This is a genomic window from Plantibacter sp. ME-Dv--P-122b (genome assembly GCF_030209375.1).
GTDB lineage: Bacteria > Actinomycetota > Actinomycetes > Actinomycetales > Microbacteriaceae > Plantibacter.
In genome coordinates this window covers 564,684-579,134 of sequence record NZ_JARVSC010000003.1, presented here as the reverse complement: position 1 = coordinate 579,134, position 14,451 = coordinate 564,684, and the positions used below count along the sequence as shown (strand labels likewise).

Genomic DNA, 14,451 nt, shown 5'->3' with positions numbered 1-14,451 from the left:
CCAATCCGGCACTGTAGAGGCGGCACCCATTCCCCCCAATGGGTGCCGCCTTCTTCTGTCTCCGGCTCCGACCGAGCGCGTCCGACGACGATCATTCGAATATTGCTTATAGTTCCGCCACTATCAGCTCTATGCTTCTGAGATGACCGATCTCCTCCTGGCCGTCGTGGTCGACATCGTGGGTTCCCGCCGTCTCGACGATCGCACCCGCGCTCAACGCGCGATCCAGGACGTCTTCCTGCAGGTGGAGGCCACCTGGCCCGCCGAACAGCCGCTGCGTCCGACGGTCGGCGATGAGTTCCAGGTCGTGTACGCGAACGTGGGGACCGCGCTGCGTGCCACCACCCTCGCGCGGCTCCTGTTCCCAGCCGAGGTCGACTGCCGGTTCGGCCTCGGCTGGGGCGAGGTCACGGACATCGACGCCGGGCAGGACTCGATCATCCAGGACGGTTCCGCCTGGTGGCGGGCCCGAGCCGCCATCGACGAGGCGCATCGGCGGGAGGATCGACGTCAGCCGTACCTGCGATCGTGGTTCGAGGGCGAATCGCCCCAGGACGGAGACGCCATCGTGAACGCATTCCTCACCCTGCGCGACCACGCGATCGACCAGATGCGGAACCCCCGACAGCGACAGCTCGCCGCAGGCGCGCTCCTCGGTCGATCGCAGGAGTCGATGGCGGCCGAAGCCGGCATCTCGCAGTCCGCGGTGTCGCAGAACCTGCAACGATCGGGCGGGGCCGCGCTCGTGTCGGCCCTCGACCTGCTCGCCGGAGCGCCGATTCGATGATCACGGCCGTCCTGCTGCTCATGGTCGGGGTCGTCGACATCTGGCGTGGTGTGGTCCGCCGGCCGCGCTGGTCGCCCGCGATCGGGCTGGTGGTGGTTTGGCTGTTCGCCGTGCTGGGTCTCGGGCTCGACTGGTGGTGGCCGACGCTGGCCGGCCTCGTCGCCCTCGGGTGGATCGTGGCCATGCCGTCCTCGGACGCCTCGCGACCACGCGGACTCTGGCCCGTGCTCGTGCTCGGTCTCCTCGTCGCCGCCTCCACGCTCGTGTTCGGGGCGGACGGGACGGCCGACAGCCCCGCCGCCCAGGTCTACGCGGGTTTCGATCTCGGTGTGCTGCAGGAGGTGCCCCTGCCCCTCGCCGTCGCAGCCGGGTCGACGCTCGTCTTCCTCACGCGGAGCAGCAACCTCATCGTGCGGGCGTCCCTGCGCCGCGCGCGTGAGGACGACGAGCCGCAACCGACCGCGACGCCCGCCTCCGCCTGGACGGTCAGGATCCGCGGTCATGAATTGGGGAGTGTCGTGCAGGGCGCCACGCCGCATCGTCCGACCACACAGCTGCTCGGCGGCCGACTCATCGGCCCGCTCGAACGGGTCTTCATCGTCGTCCTCGCGCTGAGTGGCACCGGCATGGTGATCGCCGCCCTCGTCGCGGCGAAGGGCATCGTGCGCTTCCCGGAGATCTCCGAGGACCGCGGTGTCGGCGGCAAGGCTGAGGAGTTCCTCGTCGGCAGCTTCACGAGCTGGGCGATCGCCGCTGCTGCGGTGCTCTACCTCTGGGTGATCGCCGCCGGGTGAGGCGCCACGGGGTCCCGCGTCGGTTCACGCGGGACCCCGTGCCTCATCGCTCCTCGAGGAACGCCGCGAGCTGATCCTGATCGGGGTAGGACGCCTGGGCGCCGGCCCCGGTTGCCGCGTAGCTGCCGACGGTCGAGGCGAATCGAGCCGCGTCGACGAGCTCGTCGCCGGCAGCGAGGCGCAGCGCGAGGGCGCCCATGAACGCGTCGCCGCAGCCGGTGGTGTCGACGGCGTCCACCGTCGGTGACGGAACGGACGTCGGGGCGGCCTCGCCGTCGATCACGACACTGCCCGCCGCCCCGGTCGTGACGACGGCTCGGCGGATGCCGTGGCTGCGCAGCGCCGTGGCGACCGCATCCCACCCGGCCTCCTCCGGGTCGACCCCGGCGAGGTCGGCCGCCTCGTGCTCGTTCACGAGGAGGACGCCGGTCGTCTGGAGGAGCTCCTCCGGCACCGGACCGTACGGGGAGACGTTGAGGAGCACGAGGGCGCCGGCCGCCGCGCCCCGCCGGGCCGTCTCGAGCACGGTGTCGATCGGCACCTCGAGGCACAGGCAGACGACGCCGGCGCCGTCGAGCGCCGTCCACGCCTCGCCGATCCGATCGGGTGTGAGGGTGCCGTTCGCCCCGGGCGACACGATGATCGTGTTCTCCCCGGCGTCGTCGACGGTGATGACCGCCGTGCCCGTCGCGACGTCGTCACGCCGCGCGATCCGGGTGACGTCCACTCCTGACGTCGACAGCGAATCGACCAGGAGGGACCCGTGCGCGTCGTCGCCGACCGCGCCGACCATGGTGACGTCGCCGCCGAGTCTGCCCGCGGCGACCGCCTGGTTGGCGCCCTTGCCGCCGGGGATGACGGCGAGTTCGGATCCCGTGAGCGTCTCCCCGGGCTGCGGGAAGCGTGCTGTGCGGACGACGAGGTCCGCGTTCAAGGACCCGACGACGACGATGCGTGGACTCTGCATGGTGACCCTCCTAGGCTGCCGAGGCGGTCTCGGCCGGACGGACCTCGGCGCCCGCGGGCTTCGGGATGAGGAACGACACCAGCAGGGCGACCGCGGTGATGCCCGCACCGACCAGCATGGCACTCGTGTACCCGGCCGTCGACGTCACTCCGGCGGGCGCGACGGCGATCTGGACGGCTGGGAGGACGACGAAGCTGAGGCCGGCGCCCAGGTTGAAGGCGCCCGCGTTCAGCCCGGGCAGGAAGCCCGGGTTCTCCTTCGGCGACAGGACGATGCCCAGCCCGTTGAGCATGATGTTGCCGATGCCTGCGTAGGTTGCACCGATGAGGACGGTCGTCGCGATGAGCACGGGCAGCGAGTGCACACCGACGAGCGCCATGATGACGATCGAGACGATGCTGCCGATGAGGCCGATGCGGAGCACGTTCAGGTAGCCGAGCGTGGGCGCGAGACGACCGGCGAACGGGCCGACGAGCCAGCCGACGAGGGCGTACGGCGTCAGGAACGCGAGGGAGGCGAGGTCCGCCTCCATGCTGAAGCCCGCGTCGGCGTTCTGGGCGATCGAGGTGACGAGGCCGTTGGCGACGGCGAAGACACCGGTCATCGTGAGCAGCGTCGTGAGCAGGAGTGCCCAGGTGCTCCGCTGGCGGAGGTACTTCGTGGCCACCAGTGGTTCGGCGACGCGGTTCTCGACGGTCCAGAAGATCGCGAACGCGACGAGGGCGACGACGATGAACCCGCCGACGAGCAACCAGTTCGCCGCCGCGAGCTTGCCCGCCTCGTTGAAGGCGGTGAGCAGTGAGGCGATCGACACGACGAGCGGGAGTACGCCCCACCAGTCCATCCTCGTGCCCTTCGAGGGCTGCGAGTTCGCGGCCCACAGGACGACGAAGACGATCGCGACGGCTGCGACGACGGCCATGGTCCAGAAGACGGACCGGAAGCCGTGGTTCGTGACGAGCCAGCCGCCGGCGAGGGCGTCGATCCCGGCGATGCCGCCGTTGACCGCGGTGATGAGGCCCATCATGGCGCCGTACCGCTTCGGGTCGGTGACCTCGGCGCGCAGCATGAGGAGGGTGATGGGCACGACCGGCCCGGACACACCCTGGATGATGCGGCCGACGAACAGCATCTCGACGTTCACGGCGAGTGCCGCGACGACGGTGCCGACGAGCATGATGACGAGCATCCCGGTCAGGACGCGCTTCCGGCCGATGATGTCGCTGAGGCGGGGGAGGAAGACGGAGAACAGCGCCGCCGTGGTGAAGAACATGGTCTGCGAGAGGCCGATGGTGGCGTCGTCGGTCCGCAGTTCGCGCGCCATGCTGACGAGCGCGGGGCTCAGCATGCTGGCGTTCAACTGGAAGGCGACGCAGGCGGCGAGCAGTGCCGTCATGAGGGCGCCGATGCGGACGGCTGGTTTCGTGGCGTTCAGGAGGTCGCTCACAGCTCGATCTCCCCGATGTTCTCGAGGGCGTCGGTGACGAGGCCCCAGAAGCGTGCATGGTCGAGCTCGGTCGCGGCCCAGGTGCTGCAGTCGTCCGGAGCCGGGCTGCGGAAGTCGGCGACCGTCATGCCGAGGGTGAGTGTGCCCGTGAGTTCGATGTCGATCGGCACCTTGACGGTGCGCACGATCGTCGGGTCGATCACGTAGGCGACGGCGCACGGGTCGTGCACGGGCGGGCTGTCGAAGCCCTGTGCGTCCTTGTAGGTGGTGCCGAAGAACTCCAGCAGCTCCTCGACGAAGCGTGCGGGGCCGGTGCCGATCGCGGCGATCCGCTCGACGACCTCCGGAGTGGCGAGGGCCTGGTGCGTGAGGTCGAGGCCGACCATGACGACGGGCCAGCTCTCGTTGAAGACGATGTGCGCGGCCTCGGGGTCGATCTTGATGTTGAACTCGGCCACCGCCGACCAGTTGCCGACGTGGTAGCCGCCGCCCATGAGGACGACCTCCTTGACGCGCTCCACGATGCGGGGCTCCTTGCGGGCTGCAAGGGCGATGTTCGTGAGGCCACCGGTCGGGACGAGGGTGATCTCGCCCGGTTCGTGCGACATGACGAGGTCGATGATGAGGTCGATGGCGTGGCGGTCGTCGAGGGCGATCGCCGGTTCGGGGAGGACGGGGCCGTCCATGCCCGATTCGCCGTGGATGTCCGGCGCGTTCTCGAGCGGGCGCACGAGCGGGCGGTCGGCACCGGCGGCGAACGGCACGTCGGTGATCCCGGCGATGCGGGCGACGGCGAGGGCGTTCCGGGTGACCTTCGGGAGCGTCTGGTTGCCGACGACGGTCGTGACGGCGAGCAGCTCGATCTCGGGGTTGCCGTGTGCCAGGAGGATGGCGATCGCGTCGTCGTGGCCTGGGTCGCAGTCGAGGATGATCTTGCGGGGCATGGTTCTCCACATCGTTGGGGTGCTGGGGGAGTCCGGCGTCGACGCGCGTAAAGCGCTTCAGGTTCGCCGGGAGCAGCCTACGTCAAGCGCTTTAGGTTCGCCAAACCGGGTCGTTCGGCCCAGGGTTCCGCGGCCCCGATACGATCGACGGGTGCCCCTCGAACCGAACGATCCCCAGCCACGCGCCGCCCGTCGCGTGACGGCTGCGATGGTGGCGGAGCGGGCCGGGACGTCGGTCGCGACCGTGTCGCTCGTCGCCAACGGCAAGGATGCCGGGCACGTGTCGGCGCAGAACGCCGAACGGGTGCGCCAGGCGATCGCCGAGCTCGGCTACGTCGCCGACCACGCCGCTCGGGCACTCGCGAGCGGGTCGAGCAACCTGGTCGTCTTCGTGACGCCGGACGCGTCGAACCCCTACTTCGGTGCGGTGATCCGGGGGCTCAGGGCAGGCCTCGGCGACGCGTACCAGCTGCTCGTGTCGGTGACCGGGGAGGGCGACGTGCCCACGGCGGCGGCGCTCGGCCGATTGGCGGCCCTCCGACCTGCCGGGGTCGTGGTCGACGCGCCGAGCGAGGCCTTCCTCGAGGAGCTCCGGCTCGACACCGCGCTCGTGTTGCTCGACGCACCCCGCCTCCCGACGACGACGGCGGAGGCAGCGTCCGGTGCCGTCACCGCCGACCGACGCGCCGTCTCCGTCGACTTCGACCTCCTCGGCGGTGTCCGAGCGCTCCTCGATCACCTCCACGTCTTGGGCCACCGCCAGCTCGGGTACCTCGGTGGGCGGACGGCGACGGACACGTTCCTCCTGCGTCGGCTGCTGCTCGAGCGCGAGGCCGCCGTGCGTGGGATGCGGGTGCACGCGGACGATCGCGCGGAGAGCATCATCGACCTCGAAGCGGCGGCCGCGGCGTTCGTCGACAGCTGGCCGCGGTGGCGCGACGCCGGGGTGACCGCGCTGGTGTGCGCGACCGACACGCATGCGTACGGGGTGCTGCAGTCGGCGCGGGCGATGGGCATGCCGGTGCCGGGGGAGCTCGCGGTGGTCGGGTTCGACGACCTGGCGTCGTCGGTCGTGAGCGATCCACCGTTGACGAGTGTGCGGTTGCCTGGTGAGGCGCTCGGTCGCGCGGGCGCCGAGCAACTCCTCGCCCGGATCGAGGGCCGGACGGTGGCACCCGCCCCGATGATCGCTGCGGACCTCGTCATCCGCGCCTCGACGATCGGTCGCTGAGTCGGGTCGACGTCCGCCTGACGCCGCTCCACAACCGGGATCGTTCGTGTGCGGTTCATGGTCTGCGCCTCTGCACCGCGGTGCTCGTATGGGCGCGCCTACGCTCGCCGCATGTCCGATCGCTTCGTCGTCTCCGTCCCGCCCGATGCCGCTCCGCCCGACCCGCCGGAGGCGGCGGTCGACACCGAGCCCGCGCGTGCGGCCGAGTCGCGCGGGGTCACGGCGCTCGCCGACTTCGGGGCGCTCGCTCCCTACCTCGCCGATCCAGGGGTCACCGACCTCTTCGTCAACGGCTCATCCGGCCTCTGGCTCGATCACGGTGCCGGGCTCGTCCGGGAGGTGGGGTGGCGCTCCGACGAGGCGACCATCCGAGCGCTCGCGGTGCGCCTGGTGGCGAGAGGCGGGCGGCACGTCGACGAGGCGACCCCCTGCGTCGACGTGCGTCTGCAGGACGGCGTGCGGGTCCACGTGGTGCTGCCGCCGGTGTCGACGCGAGGGACGCTCCTGTCCATCCGGGTGCCGCGGGACGAAGCGCTGGGGTTCGATGCGTTGCAGGCCGCCGGGATGTTCCCGGCGGCGGTCGCCGAACTGCTGCGCGACGCGGTCGCCGCTCGGACGAACATCCTCATCACCGGCGCGGGCGGCTCCGGGAAGACGACGCTCCTCGGCGCACTGCTCGGCCTCGCCTCTCCCGCCGAGCGGCTCGTCGTGATCGAGGACGTCGCGGAGCTCCGGATCCTCCATCCCCATGTCGTCGCCCTCCAGTCGCGCCAGGCAAACCTGGAGGGGGCCGGCGGCATCGACCTCGAACGCCTCCTGCGCGAGGCCCTCCGCATGCGTCCCGACCGGCTCGTCCTCGGCGAGTGCCGGGGGCCCGAGGTGCGCGAGCTGCTGTCGGCGCTCAACACCGGGCACGACGGTGGTGCCGGCACCCTCCATGCGAACTCCGTGACCGACGTGCCCGCCCGCTTGGAGGCGCTCGGTGCCCTTGCGGGCATGAGTCAGGAGGCCGTCGCCCGTCAAGCGACGAGCGCGATCGGACTCATCGTGCATCTGGCTCGGCTCCCGGTCGGCCGGCAGGTGGTGGCGGTCGGCCGCCTCCTGATCGACGAACACGACCGCCTCTCCGTCGAGGAGTTGCCGTGATGCCGCCACGGGTCCTGCGGCGGGTGCTCGCGGCGCTTCCCGGCGCGGCTCCGCCCGATGACGACGGTCCCGCCCGCGTGGCGCGCACCACCCGTCGTCTGGCCGTGCTGCTGGGTGCCGGCGTCGCGCCCGGCAGTGCCTGGAGGCATCTCGCCCTGGAAGCCGACGCCGATGCGCGGACCCGATCCGCCGGGGAGTCAGACGGCCTCGCGACGGATGAACCAGACGATGAAACCGGCCCGACGAGCGATCATCGATCCGACGCGGCGGTGCTGTCAGCGGTGGCCGACGCTGCGGCACGTGGCGGCGACCTGCCGCCGGCGATCGCCGCCATCGCTGATCAGGAGACGGGTGCTGGCGCGCGCACGGCCTGGGCGGGCTTGGCCGCCGCTTGGCAGGTCGCGTCGATCAGCGGCGCACCACTCGGCGTCTGTCTGCGCGACCTCGCCGGGTCGCTGCGCGAGTTGGACCGCATCGGTCGCGATGTCGGCACGGCGCTCGCCGGACCGTCCGCGACGGCGAGGCTGGTGCTCTGGTTGCCGCTCATCGCCGTCCTCCTCGGGATGGCCCTCGGTTTTGACACGCTGCGGACGCTCTTCGCGACGCCTCCTGGGCTCTGCTGTCTCGCGGCCGGTGTGGTGTTCCTCATCGTCGGTGCGCGCTGGAGTTCGGCGCTCAGTGCCCGGGCGGCGAGGCGCGACCCCGCACCGGGGTTGTCGCTCGACCTCGTCGCGGTGGCGATGGCGGGTGGGGGAGCGGCGCCGGCGGCCCGGTCGATCGTCGAGGAGGCGTGCGAGCGGTTCGCCGTCCCCTACGACGAAGCCACGATCACGAGCGTCCTCGCCCTGTCGGCCAGGGCGGGCATCCCCGCCGGTGAGCTGCTGCGCAGCGAGGCGGAGCAGCAGCGTGATCAGGCGCGGTCCGATGGCGAGCGGGCAGCAGCGATCCTCGCGACCCGCCTCATGATCCCGCTCGGGGTCTGCATCCTGCCGGCCTTCCTCCTCGTCGGTGTTGCGCCGCTCCTCCTCAGCGTCGTCACGTCGACGATGCTCGGCTTCTGACGCTCTGGTCGCCGCCGACCCGCCCTGCTCCGTTGGCGATACTGCTTCAGTCGCGGGCGCGTGGCAGTGCGCGCCAGCAGCGTGCTCCGATGAGTACGGCGACGGCGATGATCACGACCGGTACGAGGATCCACGCGACGTCACCGGACCAACCGACGCCGATGCCGTCCTCGTTCGCGAACGCGAGCACGTCGACGAAGAAGAAGCGTGCGTGCGCCTCATCGAGCGTCGACTGCTCGACCACCGCGAGCATCCCGAGAGTGAACAGGGCGAACGAGAACCAGTAGGCGAGGATCGCGACGCCGCCCCAGATGACCCCGATCGACCAAGCGGGTCGCAACCGGGCCGGGTCGTCGGCGTAGCGGGCGGCCAGGGCGCGAGGTGAGCCCAGGTCGGCCAGCGCGATCGTCATCGGTCGCCGATCGACCGAGAGTTCGTCGCGGAGTGAGCGGATGATCGAGCGGCGTTCCCGCCCCGTGACCACGGCCTCGAGGTGCCAGTCGAGGCGCTGCAGGTACGAGTTGCGTCGCCAGCGGTCCGCGAGGCTCAGTCCGCGTGCAGCGCGCTCGGCGAGCAGGTCATCCGCTGTGGGGCGCTTCTGGTCGATCATGCTGATGCTCCTTCAGAGTCGATTCCTCGTTCGGCGATGTCGGTCATCGCCCTCCAGCGAGCGATGGCGTCGAGCCTCGCCGCGTCTCCTCGTTCGGTGATCGCGTAGTACTTCCGTGCGGGGCCGCCCGAGGAGGCGACCCGACGCGCGGTCACCAGTCCATCGCGTTCGAACCGGCTGAGGACCGGGTACACGACTCCGGTCGCCAGATCGGCCAACCCGAGGGCTCGGAGCCGTTCGACGAGCTCATATCCGTAGGTCTCGCCGCGGTGCACGGTGGACAGGATGAGCATCGGCAAGACGCCCCGGAGGAGTTGCGAGTCGCGCGCCGCCAACTGTTCATCCATGACTATTACTCAATCATGAATAGTGGTTGGCTGCAAGGCGAGTCCGCTCCACACCTCATCTGTCCGTGCCGCCCGTCGCCGTCGTCGGCTCCGCCAGCACATCCTTGGACGCGTTCACCGAACATGGAGGTGTTCGTGCCACGAGCGCAGCACTCCGGTGCGGGGAAGGAACATCATGATCACGATCGGTCGTCGAGTCGAGCAGCGTGTCACGCGCGAGGTGCGGCGCGTCCTGCAGGACGAACGGGGGTCCGCCACGGCGGAGTACGCGGTGGCCACGATGGCGGCCGTTGGGTTCGCCGGGCTCCTCGTAGCCATCCTCCGTGGAGACGAGGTGCGGGGCATCCTCACCGACCTCATCCGACGAGCCCTGACGGCGAACGGTTGAGCCGTGCGGTTGAACCTGCCCACCCTCGCGTCCGAGGACGGCGCGGTGACCGCGGAGTTCGCAGTGGTCGTCCCGGCCGTCGTCCTCGTGCTGGCGATGGGGCTCTCCGCGGTGCAGGTGGGGCTCACCCAGCTCCGCGCGACGGACGCCGCGGCCGACGCCGCCCGGAGTCTGGGGCGAGGCGACGACGCCGGGACCGCGGCGGGCCGGGTCGCGCGCGTCCTCCCGGGAGCCACCATGACGAGTGGCGCGGAAGGCGACCTCGTCTGCGTACGGGTCGAGGCTGTGGGCGGATCCGGCCTGGCCGGCGTCGTCCCGGTGTCGGCATCCTCGTGCGCCATGGGCGGCGGCCGATGAGCGTGCAACCGCGCCGTATCGCCCTCCGCGCGGCGCGAGCCCTGCGCGACGAGACCGGAGCCGGGTCGGTTCTGGCGGCAGGCATCCTCGGGGCGCTGGTCGCCGTCCTCCTGGCGACCCTGCCCGTGGTGACGCTGTTCGCCGCCCATCAGCGAGCGGCGAATGCGGCCGACGCAGCCGCGTTGGCGGCAGCCGACACCGCGTCCGGCCGTCTCCCAGGCTTCCCCTGCGAAACTGCTCGCATGGTTGCGGCGCGCAATGCGGCGTCGCTCGGCACCTGCAGTGTGGAGGGCGTCACCGTCCTCGTCGACGCCACTGTCGACACGGCCTTCGGCGCCATCACGGTCGCCGCGAGAGCCGGACCTCCTCCGGAGGCATCCGGCGCCGTCATCGGGGTGCCCGTGACCGCCACCTATTAAGAGGTAGCGGTGAGAACGGTCAGCCCTGACCGGAGTCGGTCGTGAAGACCGCCTCCAGGAAGCGGTAGTCGACGGCGCTCGGGGCGCCGGAGTCGTCGTACTCCTCGCCGGTCGTCCGGGCGTACCGGTAGACCTTGCCGGCGGTGCCGCTCGGCACGTCGACGGTGGGCGTCGGTGATCCGTGGTCGTTGAGCCGGGCGCTGATCGTCTTGCCCTCCAGTGGACCGTCGGTCAACTTCACGGTGTAACTCGTCTGGGTACTCATGGCAGACATTCTGCTCCGAACGCCGCAGAACGCAAGGGGATGGACACGCGCGTGGCCGCCCCACGATTGGACAAGCCTGCTGTGCACGTGTGTATGGTGTGCCTGATGGAAGGAGCCTCGTGGCAGGCAAGAAACTCGTGATCGTAGAGTCACCGACCAAGATGAAGTCGATCGCCGGATATCTCGGTGACGACTACGAGGTGCTGTCCTCGGTCGGTCACATCCGCGACCTCATCGAGCCGAAGAACCTTCCCGCCGAGCTCAAGAAGGGCTCGCTCGGCAAGTTCTCGGTCGACGTCGACAACGGCTTCGAGCCGTACTACGTCGTCTCCGACGCGAAGAAGAAGACCGTCGCGGACCTCAAGCGCGCACTCAAGAACGCCGACGAACTCCTCCTCGCGACTGATGAGGACCGCGAAGGCGAGGCCATCGCATGGCACCTCCTGCAGGTCCTGCAGCCCAAGGTCCCCGTCAGCCGCATGGTCTTCCACGAGATCACCAAGGACGCCATCCTCGCCGCGAAGGACAAGACGCGGCCCCTCGACACCGACCTCGTCGACGCCCAGGAGACCCGCCGGATCCTCGACCGTCTCTACGGGTACGAGATCTCGCCGGTGCTCTGGCGCAAGGTCGGCCCCGGACTGAGCGCCGGACGCGTGCAGTCCGCCGCCACCCGCCTCGTCGTCGACCGGGAGCGCGAGCGCCTCGCCTTCCGCGCCGCCTCCTACTGGGACGTGATCGCCCGCTTCCTCCCCGAAGCCGACGCCACCGGAGCGCCCTTCACCGCACGCCTCGTCCGGCTCGACGGCGACCGCGTCGCCACCGGCCGCGACTTCGACGACCTCGGACAGCTCAAGGGCAGCGCCGTCCCGCTCGACGAACAGCGGGCCACAACGCTCGCCGCAGCGCTCGAGCAGTCGAAGGCGACCGTCCTCTCCGTCGAGTCCAAGCCGTACTCCCGCCGGCCGGCGGCGCCCTTCACGACCTCCACGCTCCAGCAGGAGGCCGGTCGCAAGCTGCGGTTCTCCGCTCGCCAGACGATGAGTGTCGCGCAGTCGCTCTACGAGAACGGTTACATCACCTACATGCGTACCGACTCGCCCTCGCTGAGCAAGCAGGCGATCGACGCGGCGCGGAAGCAGGCTGCTGCCCTCTACGGTGCCGAGACGGTGCCCGACAAGCCGCGCCTGTACAGCGGCAAGAGCAAGAACGCGCAGGAGGCGCACGAGGCGATCCGTCCCTCGGGCGACACCTTCCGCACGCCGTCCTCGCTCGCCGCGACCCTCCGCGGCAACGACTTCAAGCTGTACGACCTGATCTGGAAGCGCACCGTCGCAAGCCAGATGGCCGATGCGAAGGGCTCCACCGCGACGATCACGCTCGAGTCGAAGACCGACGTGGGCCGCGCCGAATTCACCGCTTCCGGTACCGTCATCACCTTCCGCGGCTTTCTCGCCGCCTACGAAGAGGGCCAGGACGAGGACCGCAACTCCCAGGACGACGCATCCGAGGCGAAGTTGCCGCCCCTCACCGAAGGCCAGCAGCTCGGCATCGCGGACCCGGAGGCGAAGGGGCACGAGACCTCGCCGCCCCCGCGCTACACCGAGGCCAGCCTGGTGAAGCGACTCGAGGAGCTCGGCATCGGCCGGCCGTCCACGTTCGCGTCGATCATCTCCACGATCATCGATCGCGGCTACGTGACGCAGCGCGGCCAGGCGCTCATCCCCAGCTGGGTGGCGTTCAGCGTCGTCCGTCTTCTGGAGGAGTACTTCGAGGAACTCGTCGAGTACGACTTCACCGCTGAGATGGAGAACGACCTCGACCGGATCGCCGGCGGCTCGGTCGACCGCGTCGACTGGCTCAAGGGCTTCTACTTCGGCGACGACTCCGGTCGCGGCCTCCGTCAGGTCATCGACAACCTCGGCGACATCGACGCCCGCCGCATCAACTCGATCGTCATCGACGACGGTGTCACGCTCCGCATCGGCAAGTACGGCCCGTACCTCGAGGTCACCCCCGACGGTCCGCCGCCGGCCGAGGGCGAGGAGGCCCCGACGCCGCGTCGGGTCAACCTGCCCGAAGACCTCGCGCCCGACGAGCTGACGCCCGCGAAGGCGCACGAGCTCATCGACGCACCCGTCGTCGGCGACCGCGTCATCGGTGTGAATCCGACGACCGGCAAGGAGATCGTCGCGAAGGACGGACGCTTCGGCCCGTACATCACCGAGGTCGACCCGGAGCCCGAGGCGGAGCTCTCCGTCGACACGGCGACCGGAGAGGTGACCGAGCCCGCTGCAGGTGCCAAGAAGAAGGCCCCCGCCAAGAAGAAGGCTGCGGCCGAGAAGCCGCGCACCGCGTCGCTCTTCAAGTCGATGGACCTCGCGACCATCGACCTCGAGACCGCGCTCAAGCTTCTCGACCTGCCCCGCGTCGTCGGCGCCGACCCCGAGTCGGGTGAGGAGATCCTCGCGCAGAACGGCCGGTACGGTCCGTACCTGAAGAAGGGCACCGACACTCGGTCGCTCACCTCCGAGGACGACATCTTCGCGGTCGACCTCGCCGGTGCCGTCGAGCTGTTCGCGCAGCCCAAGTACGGAGCCCGGAAGGCGTCGAGCGCCCTCAAGGAGTTCGAGGCCGACCCCGAGAGCGGGAAGCCGATCAAGATCAAGGACGGCCGTTTCGGTGCCTACGTGACGGACGGCGTGACCAACGCGACGATCCCTCGTGGCGAGCAGGTCGAGGACGTCGACTTCGAGCGAGCGGTCCAGCTCCTGGCAGACAAGCGCGCGAAGGGCCCGGCGAAGCCGAAGGCCGGTCGCAAGGCTCCCGCGAAGAAGGCACCCGCGAAGAAGGCTCCGGCCAAGAAGACCGCCGCGGCGAAGACGGGGACCGCCAAGACGGCGGCCACGAAGTCCGCTACGGCCACGTCGACCGCCCGTTCGGAAGCGGCGAAGAAGGCTGCCGCGACCCGCGCCGCGAACAAGGCGGCTGCGGCGAAGGCCGACGCCGTCACGTGAGTGAGGGAGGACGCCCTCGGGGCCTGTTCGTCACCCTCGAGGGCGGCGACGGCGTCGGGAAGTCGACGCAGGCGCGACTCCTGAGCGACTGGTTCGAGCAACAGGGTCGGACGGTCGTCCGGACCCGTGAGCCTGGTGGGAGTGAGCTCGGTGTCGAGATCCGCGAGATCGTCCTGCATCACCGGGGCGACATCAGCCCACGTGCCGAGGCCCTGCTCTACGCGGCCGACCGCGCGCACCACATCGCCACCGTGGTGCGCCCGGCCCTCGCGAGGGGCGAGGTCGTCCTGCAGGATCGGTACCTCGACTCGTCGGTCGCGTACCAGGGCAGCGGACGCGTGCTCGACGCCCAGCAGATCCGCGCCATCTCGCTCTGGGCTGCTGAGGACCTCCTGCCCGACGTGACCGTGCTCCTCGACCTGGACGTCGCCGTCGCCCGCGGCCGTCTCGACAACGCCAACAAGCGCTTCGATCGGCTCGAGGCCGAGGCGCAGGACTTCCACACCCGGGTACGGGAGTCGTTCCTCGCCCTCGCGGCCGCGGAGCCGGAGCGGTTCCTCGTCGTCGACGCCGCGCTCCCACCCGAGCAGCTCGCCGCCAACATCCAGGCCCGCATCGCGCCCCTCCTCTGAGCACGCACCCCGCCGGCTCACGTCGGTACCGCCCGGTAT

At 70.4% G+C, this 14,451-nt stretch carries 16 protein-coding genes; 10 read left to right on the top strand and 6 right to left on the bottom strand.

Annotated elements, in window-relative coordinates; genetic code table 11:
- Positions 1–142: 142 nt before the first annotated feature.
- Both QRN19_RS07440 and QRN19_RS07435 read left to right on the top strand, forming a co-directional pair.
- The gene (locus QRN19_RS07440) at positions 143–787 is read left to right on the top strand and encodes a SatD family protein (protein ID WP_285026116.1); all 645 of its coding nucleotides are present in this window, start codon (positions 143–145) and stop codon (positions 785–787) included.
- Positions 784–1,581 carry a hypothetical protein gene (locus QRN19_RS07435; RefSeq protein WP_285026115.1) on the top strand — a complete coding sequence of 266 codons (798 nt, stop codon included), beginning with the start codon at positions 784–786 and terminating at the stop codon, positions 1,579–1,581. Before QRN19_RS07440 ends, QRN19_RS07435 begins: the two co-directional genes overlap by 4 nt.
- Positions 1,582–1,624: 43 nt before the next feature.
- Here QRN19_RS07435 and QRN19_RS07430 read toward each other — a convergent pair whose 3' ends face one another.
- Genes QRN19_RS07430 through uriH form a run of 3 tightly spaced genes read right to left on the bottom strand, consistent with a single transcriptional unit; the run spans position 1,625 to position 4,939 of the window.
- The gene (locus tag QRN19_RS07430; RefSeq protein WP_285026114.1) at positions 1,625–2,548 is read right to left on the bottom strand and encodes a ribokinase; all 924 of its coding nucleotides are present in this window, start codon (positions 2,546–2,548) and stop codon (positions 1,625–1,627) included.
- Between the two features lie 10 nt (positions 2,549–2,558).
- Complete coding sequence (uriT, locus tag QRN19_RS07425) at positions 2,559–3,995, bottom strand: uridine transporter UriT (RefSeq protein ID WP_502928057.1); 1,437 nt, start codon at positions 3,993–3,995, stop codon at positions 2,559–2,561.
- On the bottom strand, positions 3,992–4,939 hold the full coding sequence (gene uriH / locus QRN19_RS07420) for a uridine-preferring nucleoside hydrolase UriH (protein ID WP_079003118.1): 948 nt from the start codon (positions 4,937–4,939) through the stop codon (positions 3,992–3,994). The genes uriT and uriH overlap by 4 nt, the downstream gene beginning before the upstream one ends.
- A 151-nt stretch (positions 4,940–5,090) precedes the next feature.
- Between uriH and QRN19_RS07415 the strand changes: the two genes are divergently transcribed.
- The 3 genes from QRN19_RS07415 (at position 5,091) to QRN19_RS07405 (ending at position 8,377) form a co-directional block, all read left to right on the top strand.
- The gene (locus QRN19_RS07415) at positions 5,091–6,170 is read left to right on the top strand and encodes a LacI family DNA-binding transcriptional regulator (RefSeq protein WP_350224029.1); all 1,080 of its coding nucleotides are present in this window, start codon (positions 5,091–5,093) and stop codon (positions 6,168–6,170) included.
- A 111-nt stretch (positions 6,171–6,281) separates the two neighbouring features.
- On the top strand, positions 6,282–7,316 hold the full coding sequence (locus tag QRN19_RS07410) for a TadA family conjugal transfer-associated ATPase (RefSeq protein WP_285026112.1): 1,035 nt from the start codon (positions 6,282–6,284) through the stop codon (positions 7,314–7,316).
- Positions 7,316–8,377: a type II secretion system F family protein gene (locus QRN19_RS07405; protein WP_285026748.1), complete on the top strand. Its 1,062-nt coding sequence runs from the start codon at positions 7,316–7,318 to the stop codon at positions 8,375–8,377. Before QRN19_RS07410 ends, QRN19_RS07405 begins: the two co-directional genes overlap by 1 nt.
- Before the next feature lie 46 nt (positions 8,378–8,423).
- Here QRN19_RS07405 and QRN19_RS07400 read toward each other — a convergent pair whose 3' ends face one another.
- Both QRN19_RS07400 and QRN19_RS07395 read right to left on the bottom strand, forming a co-directional pair.
- Positions 8,424–8,987 carry a hypothetical protein gene (locus QRN19_RS07400; RefSeq protein ID WP_285026111.1) on the bottom strand — a complete coding sequence of 188 codons (564 nt, stop codon included), beginning with the start codon at positions 8,985–8,987 and terminating at the stop codon, positions 8,424–8,426.
- Positions 8,984–9,334 carry a PadR family transcriptional regulator gene (locus QRN19_RS07395; protein ID WP_285026110.1) on the bottom strand — a complete coding sequence of 117 codons (351 nt, stop codon included), beginning with the start codon at positions 9,332–9,334 and terminating at the stop codon, positions 8,984–8,986. Before QRN19_RS07395 ends, QRN19_RS07400 begins: the two co-directional genes overlap by 4 nt.
- Before the next feature lie 175 nt (positions 9,335–9,509).
- Here QRN19_RS07395 and QRN19_RS07390 point away from each other — a divergent pair, with 175 nt between their 5' ends.
- The 3 genes from QRN19_RS07390 to QRN19_RS07380 are packed head-to-tail and all read left to right on the top strand — an operon-like array spanning position 9,510 to position 10,498.
- Complete coding sequence (locus QRN19_RS07390; RefSeq protein ID WP_121293956.1) at positions 9,510–9,722, top strand: DUF4244 domain-containing protein; 213 nt, start codon at positions 9,510–9,512, stop codon at positions 9,720–9,722.
- Between the two features lie 3 nt (positions 9,723–9,725).
- Positions 9,726–10,079: a TadE family type IV pilus minor pilin gene (locus tag QRN19_RS07385; RefSeq protein ID WP_285026108.1), complete on the top strand. Its 354-nt coding sequence runs from the start codon at positions 9,726–9,728 to the stop codon at positions 10,077–10,079.
- Positions 10,076–10,498, top strand: a complete 423-nt coding sequence (locus tag QRN19_RS07380) for an Rv3654c family TadE-like protein (protein ID WP_285026107.1) — start codon at positions 10,076–10,078, stop codon at positions 10,496–10,498. The genes QRN19_RS07385 and QRN19_RS07380 overlap by 4 nt, the downstream gene beginning before the upstream one ends.
- A 19-nt stretch (positions 10,499–10,517) precedes the next feature.
- Here QRN19_RS07380 and QRN19_RS07375 read toward each other — a convergent pair whose 3' ends face one another.
- The gene (locus QRN19_RS07375; RefSeq protein ID WP_285026105.1) at positions 10,518–10,763 is read right to left on the bottom strand and encodes a DUF8847 domain-containing protein; all 246 of its coding nucleotides are present in this window, start codon (positions 10,761–10,763) and stop codon (positions 10,518–10,520) included.
- Between the two features lie 161 nt (positions 10,764–10,924).
- On the opposite strand from QRN19_RS07375, the gene topA reads away from it, so the two are divergent.
- Together topA and tmk are read left to right on the top strand one after the other, a co-directional pair.
- Entirely contained in the window at positions 10,925–13,780 is a 2,856-nt protein-coding gene (topA, locus tag QRN19_RS07370) for a type I DNA topoisomerase (protein WP_502928134.1), read from the top strand.
- The gene (tmk, locus tag QRN19_RS07365; protein ID WP_285026103.1) at positions 13,777–14,412 is read left to right on the top strand and encodes a dTMP kinase; all 636 of its coding nucleotides are present in this window, start codon (positions 13,777–13,779) and stop codon (positions 14,410–14,412) included. Before topA ends, tmk begins: the two co-directional genes overlap by 4 nt.
- The last annotated feature ends 39 nt before the right edge of the window (positions 14,413–14,451 follow it).